The organism is Nitrospirillum viridazoti CBAmc, assembly GCF_000730165.1.
In the GTDB taxonomy this organism is placed as follows: Bacteria; Pseudomonadota; Alphaproteobacteria; order Azospirillales; family Azospirillaceae; genus Nitrospirillum; species Nitrospirillum viridazoti.
This window is the reverse complement of record NZ_CP022113.1, coordinates 681733-699041: the sequence shown is the minus strand read 5'-3', so window position 1 is coordinate 699041 and position 17309 is coordinate 681733. Positions and strand designations below refer to the sequence as shown.

General features: G+C 68.2%; 16 protein-coding genes. 11 read left to right on the top strand and 5 right to left on the bottom strand.

Annotated features, from left to right (window positions below):
* Nucleotides 1-20: 20 nt before the first annotated feature.
* From Y958_RS30650 to Y958_RS30630, 5 genes are read left to right on the top strand one after another with little or no spacing between them, the layout of a single operon-like run.
* The gene (locus Y958_RS30650) at nucleotides 21-1436 is read left to right on the top strand and encodes an acyclic terpene utilization AtuA family protein (RefSeq protein WP_244909723.1); all 1416 of its coding nucleotides are present in this window, start codon (nucleotides 21-23) and stop codon (nucleotides 1434-1436) included.
* The gene (locus tag Y958_RS30645) at nucleotides 1429-1737 is read left to right on the top strand and encodes a DUF4387 domain-containing protein (RefSeq protein ID WP_040848789.1); all 309 of its coding nucleotides are present in this window, start codon (nucleotides 1429-1431) and stop codon (nucleotides 1735-1737) included. Before Y958_RS30650 ends, Y958_RS30645 begins: the two co-directional genes overlap by 8 nt.
* A gap of 59 nt (nucleotides 1738-1796) precedes the next feature.
* Nucleotides 1797-3164, top strand: a complete 1368-nt coding sequence (locus Y958_RS30640) for a spinster family MFS transporter (protein ID WP_088875672.1) — start codon at nucleotides 1797-1799, stop codon at nucleotides 3162-3164.
* The gene (locus Y958_RS30635; RefSeq protein WP_088875671.1) at nucleotides 3161-4825 is read left to right on the top strand and encodes a hydantoinase B/oxoprolinase family protein; all 1665 of its coding nucleotides are present in this window, start codon (nucleotides 3161-3163) and stop codon (nucleotides 4823-4825) included. The genes Y958_RS30640 and Y958_RS30635 overlap by 4 nt, the downstream gene beginning before the upstream one ends.
* Nucleotides 4825-6930 carry a hydantoinase/oxoprolinase family protein gene (locus Y958_RS30630; protein WP_088875670.1) on the top strand — a complete coding sequence of 702 codons (2106 nt, stop codon included), beginning with the start codon at nucleotides 4825-4827 and terminating at the stop codon, nucleotides 6928-6930. The genes Y958_RS30635 and Y958_RS30630 overlap by 1 nt, the downstream gene beginning before the upstream one ends.
* A 60-nt stretch (nucleotides 6931-6990) precedes the next feature.
* Here the strand turns inward: Y958_RS30630 and Y958_RS30625 are convergent, their stop codons facing one another.
* Nucleotides 6991-7425 (bottom strand): DUF1330 domain-containing protein, encoded by a 435-nt coding sequence (locus Y958_RS30625; RefSeq protein WP_088875669.1) that lies wholly within the window; start codon nucleotides 7423-7425, stop codon nucleotides 6991-6993.
* A gap of 160 nt (nucleotides 7426-7585) precedes the next feature.
* On the opposite strand from Y958_RS30625, the gene Y958_RS30620 reads away from it, so the two are divergent.
* Nucleotides 7586-8152, top strand: a complete 567-nt coding sequence (locus tag Y958_RS30620; RefSeq protein WP_211098821.1) for a TetR/AcrR family transcriptional regulator — start codon at nucleotides 7586-7588, stop codon at nucleotides 8150-8152.
* Between the two features lie 11 nt (nucleotides 8153-8163).
* Nucleotides 8164-9087, top strand: coding sequence for a LysR family transcriptional regulator (locus Y958_RS30615; RefSeq protein WP_244909722.1), 924 nt, complete (start codon nucleotides 8164-8166; stop codon nucleotides 9085-9087).
* Here Y958_RS30615 and Y958_RS30610 read toward each other — a convergent pair whose 3' ends face one another.
* Nucleotides 9088-10149, bottom strand: coding sequence for an aldo/keto reductase (locus Y958_RS30610; protein ID WP_088875667.1), 1062 nt, complete (start codon nucleotides 10147-10149; stop codon nucleotides 9088-9090). It lies immediately after the preceding gene.
* 241 nt (nucleotides 10150-10390) lie between these two features.
* A complete protein-coding gene (locus tag Y958_RS30605; protein WP_088875666.1) occupies nucleotides 10391-11317 on the bottom strand; it encodes a LysR family transcriptional regulator in 927 nt (308 codons plus the stop codon).
* 89 nt (nucleotides 11318-11406) lie between these two features.
* Between Y958_RS30605 and Y958_RS30600 the strand changes: the two genes are divergently transcribed.
* The gene (locus Y958_RS30600; RefSeq protein WP_088875665.1) at nucleotides 11407-11880 is read left to right on the top strand and encodes an ester cyclase; all 474 of its coding nucleotides are present in this window, start codon (nucleotides 11407-11409) and stop codon (nucleotides 11878-11880) included.
* The gene (locus tag Y958_RS30595) at nucleotides 11877-12800 is read left to right on the top strand and encodes an NADP-dependent oxidoreductase (protein ID WP_088875664.1); all 924 of its coding nucleotides are present in this window, start codon (nucleotides 11877-11879) and stop codon (nucleotides 12798-12800) included. Before Y958_RS30600 ends, Y958_RS30595 begins: the two co-directional genes overlap by 4 nt.
* Before the next feature lie 79 nt (nucleotides 12801-12879).
* Here Y958_RS30595 and Y958_RS30590 read toward each other — a convergent pair whose 3' ends face one another.
* Complete coding sequence (locus Y958_RS30590; protein ID WP_088875663.1) at nucleotides 12880-14703, bottom strand: PHA/PHB synthase family protein; 1824 nt, start codon at nucleotides 14701-14703, stop codon at nucleotides 12880-12882.
* Between the two features lie 170 nt (nucleotides 14704-14873).
* Here Y958_RS30590 and Y958_RS30585 point away from each other — a divergent pair, with 170 nt between their 5' ends.
* Both Y958_RS30585 and Y958_RS30580 read left to right on the top strand, forming a co-directional pair.
* Nucleotides 14874-16091: a site-2 protease family protein gene (locus Y958_RS30585; protein ID WP_088875662.1), complete on the top strand. Its 1218-nt coding sequence runs from the start codon at nucleotides 14874-14876 to the stop codon at nucleotides 16089-16091.
* A 16-nt stretch (nucleotides 16092-16107) separates the two neighbouring features.
* A complete protein-coding gene (locus Y958_RS30580) occupies nucleotides 16108-16464 on the top strand; it encodes a hypothetical protein (RefSeq protein ID WP_145727773.1) in 357 nt (118 codons plus the stop codon).
* A 69-nt stretch (nucleotides 16465-16533) separates the two neighbouring features.
* Here the strand turns inward: Y958_RS30580 and phbB are convergent, their stop codons facing one another.
* The gene (gene phbB / locus Y958_RS30575; RefSeq protein WP_088875660.1) at nucleotides 16534-17259 is read right to left on the bottom strand and encodes an acetoacetyl-CoA reductase; all 726 of its coding nucleotides are present in this window, start codon (nucleotides 17257-17259) and stop codon (nucleotides 16534-16536) included.
* Nucleotides 17260-17309 lie beyond the last annotated feature (50 nt).

Below are 17309 nucleotides of genomic sequence, written 5' to 3'. Positions count from 1 at the left end.
GACGGACGGGACACCAGGAAATGTCGGAGTTGGAACGGACGGTGACCAAGGTCATCGTGCCGAGCGGAATGCTCGGTGCGGGAGTGAAACGGGAACACATCGCCTATGGCCTGGCCCAGGGCGCCCACGCCATCGCCATCGACGCCGGTTCGACGGACAGCGGGCCCTCTTATCTGGCGCGCGGCGTCTCCAAGATGAACCGGGAGTCGATCAAGCAGGATCTCCTCGTCCTGCTGCAGATGGCCAATGAGGCCGGCATACCGGTGCTGGTGGGCACCTGCGGCACCTGTGGCGCGGACGCCAGCGTGGACTGGACCCGCGACATCGCCATCGAGGTGGCGCGGGAACTGGGCATAGGACTGCGCATCGCCTGCCTGTACAGCGAACAGCCGGCGGCGGTGCTGAAGCGCAAGCTGGCGCAGGGGAAGATCCGGCCGCTGGCGCCGCTGGGCCAAGCCACCGATGAGTTGTTCGACGCCTGCGACCACATCGTGGCCCTGATGGGGCCGGAGCCCTACATGGACGCCGTCCAGCGCGGTGCCAACCTGGTGCTGGGCGGCAGGACCACCGACACCGCCGTGCTGTCGGCCGTGCCCCTGATGCGGGGCGCCGGCGTGGCCCAGACCTGGCACGCGGCCAAGATCGCCGAATGCGGCGGGCAGTGCACGACCAACCTGCGACGGGGCGGCGTGCTGATGCATGTCGGGGCCGACCACTTCGACATGGAACCTTTGGACCTCGGCAACCGCTGCACACCCGAAAGCGTCTCGGCCCACCTGCTGTATGAGAACAGCGATCCCTTCCTGCTGGTGGAACCGGGCGGCATCCTGGACGCCAAGGAGGCGGTCTACACCCAGGTCGAGCCGCGCATCACCCGGGTCGTCGGCTCCATCTGGCGGCCTATGCCCTACACCATGAAGTTGGAAGGGGCCCGTGGCGGCGACTACCAGACCATCATGCTGATCGGTATCGAGGATCCGGAAGTCCTGGCCAACCTCGATGAATTCCACGACCGCATGCACAAGACGCTGGTGGACCGCATCGCCGCCACCTTCGGCGATGAGGCGGGCAATTTCGAGGTCTCGCTGCGCCTCTACGGCTGGAACGGCACGTCCGGCCAGCCCGTGCCCGCCGATACCCCACCCCCGCGCGACGTGGGCGTGCTGTTCGTGGTGACAGCGCGCACCCAGGACCTGGCCGACCGCATGGCGCGGTCCTGCAACCCCTATTTCTTCCACATGCCGATACGCTTCGACATGGAACTGCCCAGCTACGCCTTCCCCTTCACGCCGGCCGAGATCCCGCGCGGGCGTGTCTATGAATTCATGCTCAACCATGTCGTCGAGACCGAGGACGGGTTCGAACTGGTCAGGACGGATTGGGTGGACGTGTCATCGACCGGTACCGTTGAGCATCTGGAGACGCCACATGCCTAAGATCGCTGAAGTGTGCCGGCATGTCCGGTCGAAGAACGCCGGTCCGTTCTGGATCACCGTGGATTTCTTTTTCGCCGACGACGACAGTTTCGCGCGCTATCGTGACGCGCCGGAGCTGGGGCCGGACCTGTTCGCCCGCCTGTTCGGCACGGACCCGGCCGGCGTGAAGCGTGTGCCGGTGGACGCGCTGCGCATGATCAAGATCTCCTACCCCCGGCCGCACCCCCAAGGCTGGCGGCATGAGCGCGACATGCATGGCGGTCAGCAGTTCGCGCGCCTGCTGTCGGTCGAGCTTGCCTGACGCCGTCGCGGCACCCGTATTTCGCTTAAGCGCACAATAATAAAATCGGGAGGACGCAAATGGGCAGGCAGGCCGCCCTGCATCGCCGGGACACCGCGTATTCCTGGTATGTCGCCGTTGTGATGTGCCTATGTTTCACGTTCAGTTACATGGATCGGGCCCTGTTGCAGCTTCTGGTCGGCCCGATCCAGAAGAGCTTTGACCTCAACGACACACAGCTTGGTCTGCTGCAGGGCGCGGCCTTCGCCGTCTTCTACACGCTGTTCGGCTTTCCCCTGGCACGTGTTGCGGATACACGGCACCGCCGCAACCTGACGCTGGTGGGATTGGTCGTCTGGTGCGCCGCCACGGCGGCGTGCGGCCTGGCGCAAAGCATGCCGCAATTGTTCGGCGCGCGGATTTGCGTCGCCATCGGCGAGGCGGCCCTGGCGCCGGCCGCCGTGTCCCTGATCGCCGATTATTTCTCGCCGGGTGCGCGCACGCGGGCGCTGAGCATCTATTCCATGGGGGTCTTCTTCGGCAGCGGGCTGGCACTCGGCCTTGGCGGCACGCTGCTGAAATATTTCGGCCGCGACGGCGCCGGCCAAACGGAGCCGTGGCGGCTGGTCTTCATCATCCTGGGTGCCGCCGGGCTCCTGATGGTACCGCTGCTGCTGACGGTGCGGGAACCGGCGCGCCTGACGGATGACGGCCGGCGGTCGGAGGCCACCGCCAGCCTGCGCCAAGTGCTGGCGGAATTCGCCCGCAAGAAGGCGGCCCTGCTGACCACGGTCGGCGGCTTCGCCACCACCAGCATGGCGGCCTCGACCCTGGCATCCTGGGCCCCCACCTTTTTCGTCCGCGTCCACGGCTGGGCGCTGGGGCCCACGGGCCAGAAGCTGGGGGGTATGACCCTGGTGCTGAGCCCGCTGGGCGCCATCGTCGGCGCCATGCTGGCCGACGCCCTGACCCGGGCGGGCCGGAAGGACGGCAAGCTGATCGTCGGCATCGGTTCGGCGGCCTTCTGCGCGGTCGCCAGCCTGGTCATGGCGGTCGCCGATCAGGCCGTGGCACTGGTCGCCATCGGCTCCATCCAGTTCGTGGTCGGTTTCAACTTCGGCCTGGTCCAGGCCAGTCTGGCTGAACTGGTGCCCAACCGCATGCGGGCCATCGCGTCGGCCTGCTACATCGCCAGCTCCAACCTGCTGGCGGCGACCTTCGGGCCGCTGCTGGTCGGCGTGCTGAACGATCACGTCTTCCATGACCCGATGATGATCGGCCGGTCCATCGCCATGGTCGCCCCCAGCGGCTTCGCCGTGGCGGCGCTTATCCTCGCCACCGGCCGGCGATCCTATCGTTCGACCCTGTCCTTGGTGGCGGCGGATGGCGCGGCGGCGCAGCGCGCGTCCGATCCCGCCCCCCTCTCTCGTGTGAAGGACCCAGCATGATCGACAGCGAGATCAACCCCATTACCCTGGAAATCTGGTGGAGCCGGCTGATCGCCATCGCCGATGAGGCCGCGGCGACGCTGCTGCGCACCTCCTTCTCCACCGTCATCCGTGAATCCAACGACTACGTCACCGTGCTCATGGATGCGGATGGCGAGACCATCGGCGAGTGCACCCTGGGGATCCCGGCCTTCGCCGCCCTGGTCGGGCGTGCCACCCGCGCCATGCTGGACCGCTTCCCGGCATCGACATGGCGCGAGGGCGACGTGGTCATGACCAACGACCCCTGGATCGGCACGGGCCATCTGCCGGACATCGTCGTGGTCGCCCCCATCTTCCACCACGGCGCGTTGGTCGGCTTCTCCGGTTCCGCCGCCCATGCGCCCGATATCGGCGGCACCTTCAAGGAGGGTCCGACCGAGCTGATCGAAGAAGGCGTGCTGATCCCCCCGGTTCGGCTTTACCGCGCGGGGGAGCTGAATGACGACCTGGTGCAACTGCTGCTGGCCAACATCCGCCTCAAGGACATCGTGTTCGGCGACATCGAGGCGCAGGTCAACGCGAACGAGGTATGCCGGCGCCGGGCGGTGGAGTTCCTGGAGGACACGGGCGAGCCTGACTTCAAACGGCTGGGCCGCGCCGTGACCGGCCTGGCGGAGCGGGCCATGCGCGCGGCCATCGCCGGCTTGCCCAACGGCGTCTATGGCGGCGCCATCGAGGCCGATGGCGTGGGGGACCAGCCGACGCGCATCGCCTGCGCCGTGACCATCGCCGGCGACGACATCACCGTCGACTACGACGGCTCCTCCCCCCAGGTGGCGTACGCGATCAATTCGACGCTCAACTATACCCGCGCTTACACCATCTATCCGTTGAAGTGCCTGCTGGACCCCTTCACGCGGCGCAATGAGGGCTCCTACCGCCCCATCCGGGTGACGGCGCCGGCCGGAACCATCCTCAATCCCACCGCGCCGGCGCCGGTCATGGCGCGCCACCTGACGGGGCACCTGCTGTCTTGCGCCCTGTTCCAGGCGCTGTCGCCCTTGATGCCGGAACGGGTGGTGGCCGACAGCGGCGGGGCGCCGGCCTTGCGCGCGCATTTCAGCGGGCGCACCGCCGACGGGGGACGCTTCGGCCAGCTGTTGTTCGCCAGCGCCGGCATGGGCGCCTCGGCGGAGCGGGACGGCCTGTCCACCACCGCCTTCCCCACCAATTCCGGCGCGGGTAGCGTCGAGGCGATGGAGACGGTGTCACCGCTGCTGTTCCTGCGCAAGGCGTTTCGGCCGGACTCCGGCGGGGCGGGCCGCCAGCGCGGCGGCCTGGGCCAGGACTGCGAAATCCTGAACGCCGCCGCGACACCCATCCAGATGGTGCTGCTGGGGGATCGTGAGCGCCACCCGGCGCTGGGCATCATGGGGGGCGGTGCCGGGGCGCCCGCGCTGGCCGCCCATCGGGACGGGCGCACCGTGCCCATGAAGTCACGCTCCCTCATCCAGCCGGGCGAAAGCGTGACGCTGTCCTTCCCCGGGGGCGGTGGCTATGGACCGCCGGCAGACCGGCCGGTCGCGGCCGTCGAAACCGATCTGAAGCGGGGCGTGGTGACCACCGACGCCGTACGCCGCGATTACCCCACGCAAGCTCTGGCCCTTGGACTGAAGTGATGAAGCAGAAGACCATCCGCATCGGCGTCGACATCGGCGGCACGTTCACCGATTTCGTCCTGCATGATGAGGCCCGCAGCCTCAGCGCCACGGGCAAGCGCCTGACCACCCCCGACCAGCCGGGCCGGGCCATCGTCGAGGGCATCGTCCGCCTGCTGGCGGAGACCAACTCGACCATCGACCAAATCCACAGCATCGTTCACGGGACGACCCTGATCACCAACACGGTGCTGGAGCGGACCGGCGCCAAGATCGGCCTGCTGGCCTCGGCGGGATTCCGCGATATCCTGGAGATGGGGCGGGAGATCCGGTACGACGTGGACGACCTGGCGCTGGAACCCGTGCCCGTCCTGGTGCCGCGTCACCTGCGGCTGGACATCCCCGGGCGATTGAAGGCCGATGGTGGCGAGTTCATGCCGCTGGACGAGCAGGCGGTGCGCGACGCCGTCCGCCACCTGGTGGAGGAGGAAGGCATCGAGGCCCTGGCCATCGCCTTCCTGCATTCCTATCGCAATCCGGCGCACGAACTGGCGGCGCGCCAGGTGGTGCGGGAGCTCTATCCCGACTTGCTGGTCTCGCTGTCCGCCGAGGTCGCGCCGGAGATTCGCGAATACGAACGGACCAACACCACCTGCGTCAACGCCTATGTCCAGCCCCGCGTGCACGGCTATCTGGACCGGCTGGTCGATGATTTGCGCGTCCTGGGCTTCGCGGGCGAGCTGTACATCATGCTGTCCAGCGGCGGCATCACCACCATAGGGGACGCCAAGAATTTCCCGGTGCGCCTCATCGAGTCCGGGCCGGCCGCCGGTGCCATGGCGGCCGCGCACATCGCCCGCGAGACGGGACAGCGGCGGGTGATCTCATTCGACATGGGCGGGACCACGGCCAAGATGTGCCTGGTGGAGGATTACGCGCCCCACATCAAGCATGACTTCGAGGCGGGCCGCCTGCACCGCTTCAAGCAGGGGTCGGGGCTGCCGCTGAAGGTCACGGTCGTCGACATGATCGAAATCGGCGCCGGCGGCGGCTCCATCGCGGGGCTGGACGCCCTGGGCCTGCTCAAGGTGGGGCCGCGCAGCGCCGGCTCCGTGCCCGGCCCGGTCTGCTATGGACGCGGCGGGACGGAGCCGACGGTAACCGACGCCGACCTGATGCTGGGGTATCTTGATCCCGCCTATTTCCTGGGGGGCGAGATGGGCCTGCGCGACACGGCGGCCGGCGACGCGATGGAAAGCCGGCTGGGCCGGCCGCTGGGCATCGATGCCGCCGGGGCCGCGCGTGGCATCCAGGCCGTCGTCAACGAAAGCATGGCGGGGGCCACCCGCATGCACCTGGCCGAGAACGGCAAGGATCCCCGCGACTACACCATGATCGCCTTCGGCGGCGCCGGCCCGGTCCATGCTTACGGCCTGGCCAAGCTGCTGAAGGTCAGGCAGCTGATCGTGCCGCCGGGGGCGGGGGTCATCTCGGCGTTCGGTTTCCTGGTGGCGCCGCCCACGGTCGACTTCGTGCGCGGGTACGTGTCGCCGGTGGCCCGGCTGGACTGGCCTCATGTGCGGGGACTGATCGCCGACATGGCGGACCAGGCCCGGCGTCTGCTGGACGCGGCCAGTGCCGCCACCGTGCCGATGCAGACCAGGCTCTATGCCGACATGCGCTATGTCGGCCAGGGCTTCGAGGTGTCGGTCGGCATCCCGGCGGAGGCGATCGCCGCCGGTGACGGCGGGGCGCTGCACGAGGCCTTCGGCGCGGCCTATCGCGCCCGGTTCGGCCGGGCGGCCCAGGGCATGCCGGTCGAGGTGGTCGGATGGCGCCTCTCCGCCTCGCTGCCCATCCAGCCGATCAGCCTGACGCGGACGCGGGAGGAGGGGGCGGAGCCGCTGCGCGGCCGCCGGCGGGTCGATTTCCCGGATTTCGGCCCAGTCGACACGGCGATCTACGACCGCTATGCCCTGGCGCCGGGCATGCGCATCGTCGGTGCCGCCCTGTTCGAGGAGCGGGAGTCGACTTTCGCGGTGGGACCGGATTGCGTGACGGAGGTCGATCCGCATGGCCATCTGATCACCACCATCGCCGCGGATGCCGGAACGGCGGCAGGCTGACAGGGCCTCAGGGGCGTCTTTCCGGCGCCCCGTTGGGGATGGGCAGGGGCGGAGGCCCGTTCACCGTGGCAGCTCGGGCTGGGTGGTGACCATGAATTTCCAATCGGCCAGCGCCGCGTGCCGGTGTGGTGCTGCCTGCTCCGCGTAGGCCGGGTTTTCGAGAATTCGGCGCAGCGTGGCGAAGCTCGCATAACGGACGATGACGATATCGTCCCAGGCTTCGCCAGCGACGCCCACCAGCACCCCCCGGACATTGCCGACCCAGAAAACCGAATAGTCCTCACCCCGCGCGATAGTTTGGAAGGCGCGGGCATACCGCTGGAAATAGGCCTCCCTGCCCGAGCAGGGTGGCAGGTCGGAGGCCGCTTCAAAGGTGGCCTCATAGATGGCCTGGTCCCGATAGCGCACCAGATTGACCATGTAGACCGGGCCCGCTTCGGCCAGTGTGCTGTCCGCCGCGTCCAGCGCCGCACGGGTGTAGTCAATGATCGCCATATCTCTCGCCTTCTTGGATTGTCGCGCTGAGCATGTTCATGCGGGGGACCCGTGAGCGGCCAGGGCCGCCGGCGGAACTGCGCTTGCCAAGCAATACGTCCAACTGTATTTATTAGCAATGGCCAGACCGTCCCTTCGCGAGAAAATCATCGAGTCCGGGGTGCGTACGCTGCATGAGCGCGGATACGCCGGTGCCGGCGTGCGCGAGATCACCAGTGACGCCGGCGTCCCCCAGGGCTGTTTCACCAACCATTTCCGATCGAAGGAGGCTTTCGCCGCCACCATCCTCGATCGCTACCATGAGCGCACACAGGCGATCATGGACGGCACGTTGCGCGATAAAGGCCGGCCGCCCGTCGAACGGTTGCGCGCCTATTTCGATGCCATCACCGAACGGCTGGAAGCGGCGGGCTGGCGATACGGCTGCCTTGTCGGCAACATGAGCCTTGAGGTGCCGGAACAGAGCGAGGTGCTGCGCACCCATTTGGTCGAGGTTTGCCGCGCGCTTACCGATGCGTTCGCCGAGGCTGTGCGCGCCGGCCAGGATGCGGGCGAGATCCGGGGCGATCTCGATGCCGGCGACGTCGCGACCTTTCTTCTCGCCGCGTGGGAGGGCGCTATGATGCGCATGAAAGTGGACCGGTCCCCCCAACCCATCGAGCAGTTCAAGCGGGTGATCTTCGCCTCCATCCTTGCTCCAGGGGTGAAGGCCGGTTCCCCCCAATAACGCGGCCGGGCATGACGGGCATGGACTGGAACGACCTCAAATATTTTCTGGCCGTGGCGCGGACCGGAAGCCTCACCCGGACATCCGCCGACCTCGGGGTGAGCCAGTCCACCGTCGGTCGCCGCATCGCCGAATTCGAGGAGAGCATCGGGATGGTTCTCTTCCAGCGGCATCAGACCGGCTACTTCCTCACCGACGAGGGGCGCGAGATGCTGGGGCATGCGGAGCGGGTCGAAGACAGCATCCTGGCGTTGGAACGCGGTGCCGCGGGCCTCGACAAGACGCCGGCGGGCACCGTGCGGCTCGCGACGTCCGAGAATCTGGCGACGGACCTCATCATCCCCGCCCTGCCGGCGTTCCGGGACCGCTACCCGGGCATCTGCCTTGAGATCATCACCAGCACGGTCACGGCCGAGCTTGGAAGACGCGAGGCGGACATAGCGCTCCGCGTTGTGCGGCCGACGCGCGGCAACCTGACGGTCAGGCGCGTGGGCCACATGACCTACTCGGTCTACGGCAGCAGGGATTACATTGAGCGGCACCCTCCCATAGCCGGCGAACCGCTGGGCGGACGGCACTTCATCGCCTGGGATGACGGCCACGCGTTCATGCCGGCCGCGGCCTGGCTGGCGCGGGAATACCCCGGCTGCAAGATCGCGCTGGTCACCAGCAGCCTGCCCGCCCAGATCGCCGCCGTGCGCGCCGGCCTGGGCCTGGCCGTCATCCCGGACTTCCTGACCGTGAGGGAGGACTTCATCCGGGTCATTCCGCCCGACCAGATGTTCAGTGCCGAGGTCTGGCTGGTGACCCATGCCGACCTGGTCGCGTCCGCCCGGGTGCGCGCCGTCGGCGACTTTCTGACCGAGGAGGTGATGCGGGCCAACCCCGAGCTTTCGGGGCGCCAGGCGCCGGCTCCGACGCCTGGCGCGCGTTGATCACGACGTCTGGGATATCTTGTCGGCCCACAGATCGACAGGTCCCATCCGGTCGGAGCTCTGGGTGGCGAGCATCCAGCCGGGGTATTCCGGCGGCAACTCGCTGACGGCGTCGAGCGCCGCGATCTCGTCGTCGCTCAGCACGATGCCGGTCGCGGCGATATTGTCCTCCAACTGGCTGAGCCGCTTGGCGCCGACGATGACCGAGGTCACGACCGGCTTGGCCAGCAGCCACGCCAGCGCGATGCGGGCCGGGCTGCAGCCGTGCGCCGCCGCGATGGGCTTCAGCGCGTCGATGACATTCCAGGCCCGTTCCTTGTCGACGATCGGGAAGTCGAAGGATGAGCGGCGCGACCCCTCCGGCGACTGGTTCTCACGGCTGAACTTGCCGGACAAGAGGCCGCCGGCCAGAGGGCTCCACACCAGCAGGCCCATCTTCTCCGTCTCCAGCAGCGGCTTCAGTTCACGCTCCAGATCACGTCCGGCGATCGAGTAATAGGCTTGCAGCGTGTTGAACCGCTCGAGGTTGAGGCGCGCGGAGACGCCCAGCGCCGTCGCGATCCGCCACGCCTGCCAGTTGGACACGCCCAGGTAACGGACCTTGCCCTGCCGGACCAAATCATCGAGCGCGCGCAGCGTCTCCTCCACCGGCGTCAAGGTGTCGGTGGCGTGGATTTGATACAGGTCGATGTGATCGGTCTGGAGGCGGCGCAGGCTGGCCTCGACGGCATCCATGATGTGGCCGCGCGACGCGCCGACGTCATTCCGACCCTGGCCCATCCGGCTGTAGACCTTCGTCGCCAGCACGACCTCATTCCGGGGGATCCCGAGATTCTTGAACGACTGGCCCAGCGTCCGCTCGCTGGCGCCGGCCGAATAGACATCCGCCGTGTCGAAGAAGTTGATGCCGGCATCGATGCTGGCCTTCACCAGATCATCGGCGCCCGACTGGTCGACGTTGCCGATATGCTCGTAAACGCCGGTCCCGTCGCTGAACGTCATGGTTCCGAGACAGAGCTGTGAGACCAGAAGGCCGGTATTTCCCAATGTCTTGTATTTCATCTTCCTCTCCTGAGGACGCGACGGCGCATGCGGGCCGCAGGGGCGCGGGCGCTATGTCGGTTGCTGGTGGTGACCTGTTGATCAGCTCGCGGTGACCGCGGTGCCTTGATGGGCGCGGGAGAACCGGAGGGCGTACGTCATCTATGTCGTGACGCCAGACTGGCCCCACCGATCTCGGAAAGAAATGCAAGAAAATGGCGGTCCGAATTCCAAATTTGGAAAACGCCAGTGACTTCGATAATCAGCCCTGCGCGGGCTGGGTCGCGTAAAGGCTCGACAGGGTCTCGCGGAACCAACGCTGGACCGGGTGGGCGTCGTTCCGGCGGTGCCAGGACATGGCGAACGACACGGTGCCCAACGCCACCGGCGGCGGCAGGATCAGCAGATCGTCGCGCGCCGCGGACGCATCAACCGCACCTTCCATGAGGGTGGCGATGAGGTCGGAGTGGGCCACCAGGGGAGGGGCCGCGTACATCTGCGGCAGCGACAAGGCGATGCGCCGGCGCAAACCCATTGCCGCCAGCGCGGCGTCGACTTGGCCGAACCGCTCCCCCTCCGGCGAGACGAGAAGGTGGGACAGGCTGAGGAATGTCGGCAGATCCAACGTCCCCGAGGCGGCCGGATGGCCGCGCCGCATGATGCAGACGAAGCGCTCCTCAAACAGCGGCTGGCTGAGGATGCGGCCGCCCACCGGCTGGCGGGGCGGGACGCTGATCGTCAGGTCCGCGTCGCCGGCGTCCAGGATGGCGACGGCATCGTCCCGGTGGGTGAAGGCGTTGATGCGCAGCGTCACATTGGGTGCCCGTTCCCGCAGGGCTTCGGTCAGCTGCGGCAGCAGCACCAGGGCCGGATGATCGGACAGGGCCAGCGTGAACGCCTGCGACGACGTGGCGGGGTTGAAGCGCTGAGTGAACTCCAGCGTCCGGCTGATTTCGGCCAGCGCCCGGCCCAGGGGTTCCGCCAGATCGCTGGCGCGCTGGGTGGGTTGCAACCCCGACGGACTGCGGACGAACAGTTCATCCTTGAACAGCGCGCGCAACCGCGCCAGCGCGGCGCTCATTGCCGGCTGGGTACGTCCTATCCGCTTGCCCGCCCGCGTGACGCTCCGCTCAGCCATCAGCGCGTCGAAGGCGACCAACAGGTTGAGGTCTATGCCATGTAAATCCATACCGTGGATGTTTTCACATACAGACTATCGATTTCAAGAATGTTGGTCGATTGCCTAGCTTTTGGAGGGTGTCAACAAGGAGACAGTCCATGTCGCAAGACCCTATCGTCACATCCAACGGGCTCGCCGAGCGGGACCGCATCGCGATCGAGACGCTCTACCGCGCCTTTTCCGACCATAATCCCGACCTTCTGGAGGAGGTGCTGGCCACGGACTGGCAGGACATTCCCCTCGCCCCCGGCCAGGCCCCCGGCCGCGAGGGCATGAAGCCGCTGGTTCGCGCCTTCAGCGCCGCTTTCCCCGACGTGCGTATCACCATCCACGAACTGATCGGCGCACCGGGCCGGGCGGCTGTACGCGCCGAGATAACGGGCACCCACCAGGGCGAATGGTTCGGTGTGGCGCCGACCGGCATCCGTTTCGCCATCCCGATCCACGAGTTCCATCATGTGCGGGATGGGCGCGTCACCCATACCTGGCACCTGGAGGACTGGTTCGGCTGGCTGCATCAAGTGGGCGCCATGGGTGCCGGGGAGAAGGGCGCCGGGGAGAAGGGGGAATGAAGGCGTTTCGTATCCACGGCTACGGGGCGGATCCGGTCATCGATACCGTCGATGTGCCCCGGCCCGGGGCGGGCGACGTGCTGGTGCGCGTCGCGGCCGCCAGCCTGAACCCGCTCGATGTGAAGCTGCAGCGCGGTTACATGCAAGCCTTCTTCCCGTTGACCTTCCCCTACATGCTGGGAAGCGACCTCAGCGGCACCATCGAGGCCGTGGGCGACGACGTGTCGGGCTGGCGCGCCGGTGACCGGGTCGTGGCGCGAACCGCGCCGACCAGCGGCGGCGCGCTGGCGGAGTTCGCTGTGGTTCCGGCCGATCAGCTGGTGCGCCTGCCCGATACCATCAGCTTCGAGCGGGCCGCCGGCATCCCGACGGCCGCAGGCACGGCCTGGCAGGCTCTGTTTGAGGTCGCCGGATTAGGTGCGGGGCAGACGGTGCTTATCCATGCTGGTGCCGGCGGGGTCGGCAGCTTCGCCATCCAGTTCGCCCGCCAGGTCGGCGCGCGGGTGGCGGCGACCGCCTCCGGCGACGGCATCGCCATCGCGGAACGCCTGGGCGCCGATCTCGTGATCGACTACCGCAACCAGGATTTCACCAAACGCGTTTCAGACGTGGACGTGGTCCTGGACACCATCGGTGGCGACACGCAGGCCCGGTCTTATGAGGTGCTGCGCGCTGGCGGTTTCCTGGCCTCCATCGCCGCCCCGCCGGACGAGGCCTTCGCGAAGGCGCACGGCGTGGAGGCGGCGTTCGTCTTCCACAGGTCGGACGCCGTCCGGTTGGCGACCGTCGTGGACAAGGTCGCCGCCGGGGTCGAGGTGCTGATCGACCGGACGGTACCTAGCCGCGATGCCGTGGCGGCGTTCCATCACCAAGCGTCCGGCCGCGCGCGTGGCAAGATCCTCCTGACCAACGCATGGTAAGGGGCGGATGGTGAGAGGCGGACCAGTTCCGGCCCAGGGACCGTCCAGGCGCCACCCGGCGTCCGGACGGTTCCCCGCCTCACGCCTGGTGCACGTACTCGCCGGGTGCCGGACACAGCGTTGTCGATGGCCGTGGCGGTGCCACCTGGGCCGCCGTTCCCGTGTCGCGCAACCACGCCTCCCATGCCGGCCACCAGGAGCCCCCATGGCTGGGTGCCGAGGCCGCCCAGGTGTCGGGATCGACGTACCGCTGCTCATGCTGCCGGGTGAGGATCTGATAGCTGCCCCGCTCCGCCGCCGGCGGGTTGACGATGCCCACGTTGTGCCCGCCGGATACCAGGGTGAAGGTGACGGCGGTGTCGCTGAACAGGTTGATCTTGTAGACCGAACGCCAGGGGGCGACATGGTCGCGCGCGGTGCCCAGGGCGAAGATCGGCACCTTGATGTCGCGCAGCGCAACCACCCGCCCTTCCACGGCGAAGCGGCCGGCGGACAGGCGGTTTTCCAGGAACAGGCCACGCAGGTATTCGCCGTGCATGCGCGCCGGCATGCGCGTGACGTCGGCGTTCCAGGCCATCAGGTCGGTCATGGGCTCGCGATCGCCCAGCAGGTAGTCGCGGATGAAGCGCGACCAGATCAGGTCGTTGGGGCGCAGCAACTGGAAGGCGCCGGACATCTGGCCGCCGCTGAGATAGCCCTGCGTCCACATCAGGTCCTCCAGCAGGCTGACCTGGCGCTCATCCAGGAACAGCATCAGCTCGCCGGCCTCGGCGAAATCGGTCTGGGCCGCGAGAAGGGACAGGCTGGCCAGCCTGTCGTCCCCATCGCGGGCCATGGTGGCGGCGGCGATGGACAGGATGGTGCCACCCAGGCAGTAGCCGCAGGCGTGGATCCGCTGGCCGGGGACGGCGGCGGTGACCGCGTCCAGGGCCGCCATGACCCCCAGGCGGCGGTAATCATCCAGGCTCAGATCCCGGTCCGCGGCATCGGGGTTCTTCCATGACACCATGAAGACGGTGTGGCCGCGCCCCACCAGCCAGCGCACCAGCGAATTCTCCGGCCGCAGGTCCAGGATGTAGTATTTCATGATCCAGGCGGGGACGATCAGCACCGGCTCCGCATGGACGGTGGGTGTGGCCGGCGCGTATTGGATCACCTCCATCAACCGGTTGCGGTAGATGACCGCACCCGGGGTCAGCGCCACGTCGCGGCCCACCTGGAACTCCTCCGCGCCGGCTGGCGGCGCGCCCTTCATCAGGCGGCCGGCATCCTCCATCCAGTTCAGCCAGCCGCGCGCCAGGTTCGCGCCCCCTTCCTGCAGCGTGTGCCCCATGATGACGGGGTTCAGCCAGGGCACGTTGGTGGGCGACAGGACATCGGCCCACTGGCTGAAGAGAAAGGCCAGTTCGTTCTCATGCTGGCGTGCCACGCCGGGCACGCGATGGGCGGCGTCCAGCAGCAGCCTTTCCCCCAGCAGATAGGCCTGGGCCACGGCCACGTGGGGCCATTGCCGCCAGACGGGGTCGGCGAAGCGATGGTCACCGGGTTGCGGCTCGACCAGGGGTGCGGCATCGCCCGCGGCGGACGCTTCCGCCAGCCACACGGCGAATTGCCCGGCGGCGTCCGCCGCCGCCAGTGCCCAGCCCAGACGCCGCCCGGGGCTGGCCAGCAGGTGCAAGGCCCAGTCCGTCCATGCCTCCAGCAGCACCGACGGCGAAAGTCCCTGCGTCATCCGTGCCGCCGTGGCGCGCAGGGCGCGGTCGAGGGCGCGAAAATCCGGATCGGCATCCGCTGCGGGTGGCGGTGGCGGCAGCGGCACGGCCGCCTTTGGCCGGGGCGCCGGACGGCGCGCGCGCCGGGGCGTGGCATGGGGCAGGGTGGCGGTGGGGACGGCGGCGGTCATGGGAGCCTCCTATCGCCGGTCCGCGGCATGGGGCCGGCCATACCCATCATGGCAGCCGTGGTGGCAGCGGCCTTGATGCATCGCAAGGCGCCTGCGCCGGCATCGGCGCATAGTGCCGTCACGGCCCGCAAGGGGCCTTCCCCATCGGCGGGCCGGGAAGGGGAGGAGTCATGGCCTCAGCTCGCCTCAAACTGCCGCAGGTGCTCGGCATTCCCATTTTCGTGGACCTGTCCTGGTTCTTCGTGGCGGCCTTGATCGGGTGGTCACTGGCGGCGGGGGTCTTCCCCGCGCTGCTTCCCGGCATGCCGGGCCCGGTCTATCTGTGGATGGCGGTGGCGGGGACGCTGGGCCTGTTCGTCTGCATCCTGCTGCATGAACTGGCGCACAGCGTGGTGGCGCGCGCTTTCGGCATGCGGATCAACGGCATCACCCTGTTCGTCTTCGGCGGCGTGGCCGAAATCGCGGACGAGCCCGGTAGGCCGTCGCACGAGTTCCTGGTGGCGATCGCGGGCCCCGTCGCCAGCGGAGTCATCGCTCTCGCCTGCTGGGCGGTGTCGCAGCCCTTTCCGGTTCTGGGCGGCTGGCCGGCGGCGGCCACTACCCTCGCCTATCTGGGCCAGCTCAACGCCTATCTGGCGCTGTTCAACCTGGTGCCCGCCTTCCCGCTGGACGGCGGCCGGGTGCTGCGGGCGGCGCTGTGGCGGCTGCGGGGCGACTATGCCTGGGCCACCCACGTCTCGGCGGCCTGCGGTGACCTGTTCGGCTTGTTCCTCATCGCGCTGGGCTTCTGGAACACTGCGACCGGCGATGTCATGGGCGGCTTGTGGGGGGTGGTCATCGGCATGTTTCTTCGGAACGCCGCCGCGAGCGGCTACCGGGACATGCAGGTGCGCACGGTCCTGGGCGGGATGCGCGTGGCCGATATCATGACGCCGGATCCCATTTTCGTCAGCCCGCAGGCCGTCGTCGGTGATTTCCTCACCCGCTATGTCTACCGCTATCACCACCGCAGCTTTCCGGTGGTCTGGGACGGCCGCGTCATGGGCGTCGTCGGCATACCGCAGGTGGCCACCCTGACGCCCGACGAATGGGCCGCGACCCCGGTCCGCGACATCATGGTGCCGTGCGAGGAGCCGGACTTCATCGCCGTCGACGCCGGCGTGGTCGACGCGCTCCGCCGGCTGGGCGAGGCCGGGCGCCACCGGCTTTGGGTCCTGGACCACGGCCGCCTGGTCGGCGTCCTCGCCGCCCGGGATCTGGTGGTCCTGGCCTCGCTGGCCACCGACCTGCCGGCCTTGGCCCGGCACGGCGGCACGGCACCATCCGCCCGGGACGCGTCAAGCCCGCCGCATTTCACAGGGCCCAATCCGCTCGACATCCACACCTGAAGAAATGGAGGTCATCATGCCTGATGCTACGCAACCCCTGAACCCGGCCGGGACCTTGGCGAAAGGCGTCATGGAGGAGGTTTTGACCGGCAACGTCGCCTGGCTGGACGACGTCCACAACGTCTATGGACGCTGGACCCAAGGCATGCTGGGCACCGTCCAGGAGCTGGTGCGGCTTTGGGAGGGTCGCTTCCATGAGGACTGCGAGGCGTGCAAGGCCCTGTCGGCATGCCATACACCGCTGGATCTGCAGCGCTTCGGCCAGGCTTTCGCGGTCAAGGCCAGCCGGGATTACGCCGAAGGCGTCGGGCGGCTGCTGCACGTGGCGGTGGAAGCGTTGGGGCCCCGGGCCGCACACGGTCCCCGTGGCTGAAACAGCGATGGGGCGGCCCCCGCGCCGCCCCATCCGATCGGGACCCCGCCAGCCCTTATTGGCCAGCCCTTACTGCATGTATTTGCCGCCGTTCACGGACAGGGTCTCACCGGTGATGAATCCGGCGTCGTCGGCGGCCAGGAAAGCCACGGCGCGGGCGATCTCCTCCGGCTGGGCCAGGCGCTTGGCCGGAATTCCGTTGACGATGGTCTGCAGGATGTCGGCGGGCACCGCCTCGACCATGGCGGTTTTGGTGTAGCCCGGCGCCACGGCGTTGACGGTGATGTTGCGCGACGCCCCCTCCAGCGCCAGCGCCTTGGTGAAACCGATCAGGCCGGCCTTGGCGGCGGCGTAATTGGTCTGCCCGGCCTGGCCCGACAGGGCGTTAACCGAAGTGATGTTGATGATGCGGCCATAGCGGCGCTCGCGCATGCTTTCGATGACAGCGCGGCACATGTTGAAGCAGCCGCCCAGGTCGATATCGATGACGGCCCGCCATTGCTCGGGCGTCATCTTGTGCAGCATGGCGTCGCGGGTGATGCCGGCGTTGTTGACCAGGATGTCGATGGGGCCGTGCGCTGCGGTGACCCGTGCCACGCCCTCGGCGCAGGCGGCATAGTCGGCGACGTCCCAGAAGACCGTCGGCAGGCCCGTCGCCTGCCGGAAGGTCGCTGCCATCGCCTCGTCCGCGGGCGGGCAGGTGGCCACCACGGTGTGGCCGGCGGCCTTCAAGGCAAGACAGACTGCGGCCCCTATGCCGGTGACCCCGCCTGTGACCAAAGCGACGCGTACCATCAGAACCTCCATCCCTATGTGTCGGTAGCTGCCCATGGGACCATGCGAAG

What these genes read in the sequence shown, in the direction of transcription:
- Y958_RS30650 (WP_244909723.1), top strand. Translation starts at nt 21, where the DNA reads ATGTCGGAGTTGGAACGGACGGTGACCAAGGTCATCGTGCCGAGCGGA.
- Y958_RS30645 (WP_040848789.1), top strand. Translation starts at nt 1,429, where the DNA reads ATGCCTAAGATCGCTGAAGTGTGCCGGCATGTCCGGTCGAAGAACGCC.
- Y958_RS30640 (WP_088875672.1), top strand. Translation starts at nt 1,797, where the DNA reads ATGGGCAGGCAGGCCGCCCTGCATCGCCGGGACACCGCGTATTCCTGG.
- Y958_RS30635 (WP_088875671.1), top strand. Translation starts at nt 3,161, where the DNA reads ATGATCGACAGCGAGATCAACCCCATTACCCTGGAAATCTGGTGGAGC.
- Y958_RS30630 (WP_088875670.1), top strand. Translation starts at nt 4,825, where the DNA reads ATGAAGCAGAAGACCATCCGCATCGGCGTCGACATCGGCGGCACGTTC.
- Y958_RS30625 (WP_088875669.1), bottom strand. Translation starts at nt 7,425, where the DNA reads ATGGCGATCATTGACTACACCCGTGCGGCGCTGGACGCGGCGGACAGC.
- Y958_RS30615 (WP_244909722.1), top strand. Translation starts at nt 8,164, where the DNA reads ATGACGGGCATGGACTGGAACGACCTCAAATATTTTCTGGCCGTGGCG.
- Y958_RS30610 (WP_088875667.1), bottom strand. Translation starts at nt 10,149, where the DNA reads ATGAAATACAAGACATTGGGAAATACCGGCCTTCTGGTCTCACAGCTC.
- Y958_RS30605 (WP_088875666.1), bottom strand. Translation starts at nt 11,317, where the DNA reads ATGGATTTACATGGCATAGACCTCAACCTGTTGGTCGCCTTCGACGCG.
- Y958_RS30600 (WP_088875665.1), top strand. Translation starts at nt 11,407, where the DNA reads ATGTCGCAAGACCCTATCGTCACATCCAACGGGCTCGCCGAGCGGGAC.
- Y958_RS30595 (WP_088875664.1), top strand. Translation starts at nt 11,877, where the DNA reads ATGAAGGCGTTTCGTATCCACGGCTACGGGGCGGATCCGGTCATCGAT.
- Y958_RS30590 (WP_088875663.1), bottom strand. Translation starts at nt 14,703, where the DNA reads ATGACCGCCGCCGTCCCCACCGCCACCCTGCCCCATGCCACGCCCCGG.
- Y958_RS30585 (WP_088875662.1), top strand. Translation starts at nt 14,874, where the DNA reads ATGGCCTCAGCTCGCCTCAAACTGCCGCAGGTGCTCGGCATTCCCATT.
- Y958_RS30580 (WP_145727773.1), top strand. Translation starts at nt 16,108, where the DNA reads ATGCCTGATGCTACGCAACCCCTGAACCCGGCCGGGACCTTGGCGAAA.
- phbB (WP_088875660.1), bottom strand. Translation starts at nt 17,259, where the DNA reads ATGGTACGCGTCGCTTTGGTCACAGGCGGGGTCACCGGCATAGGGGCC.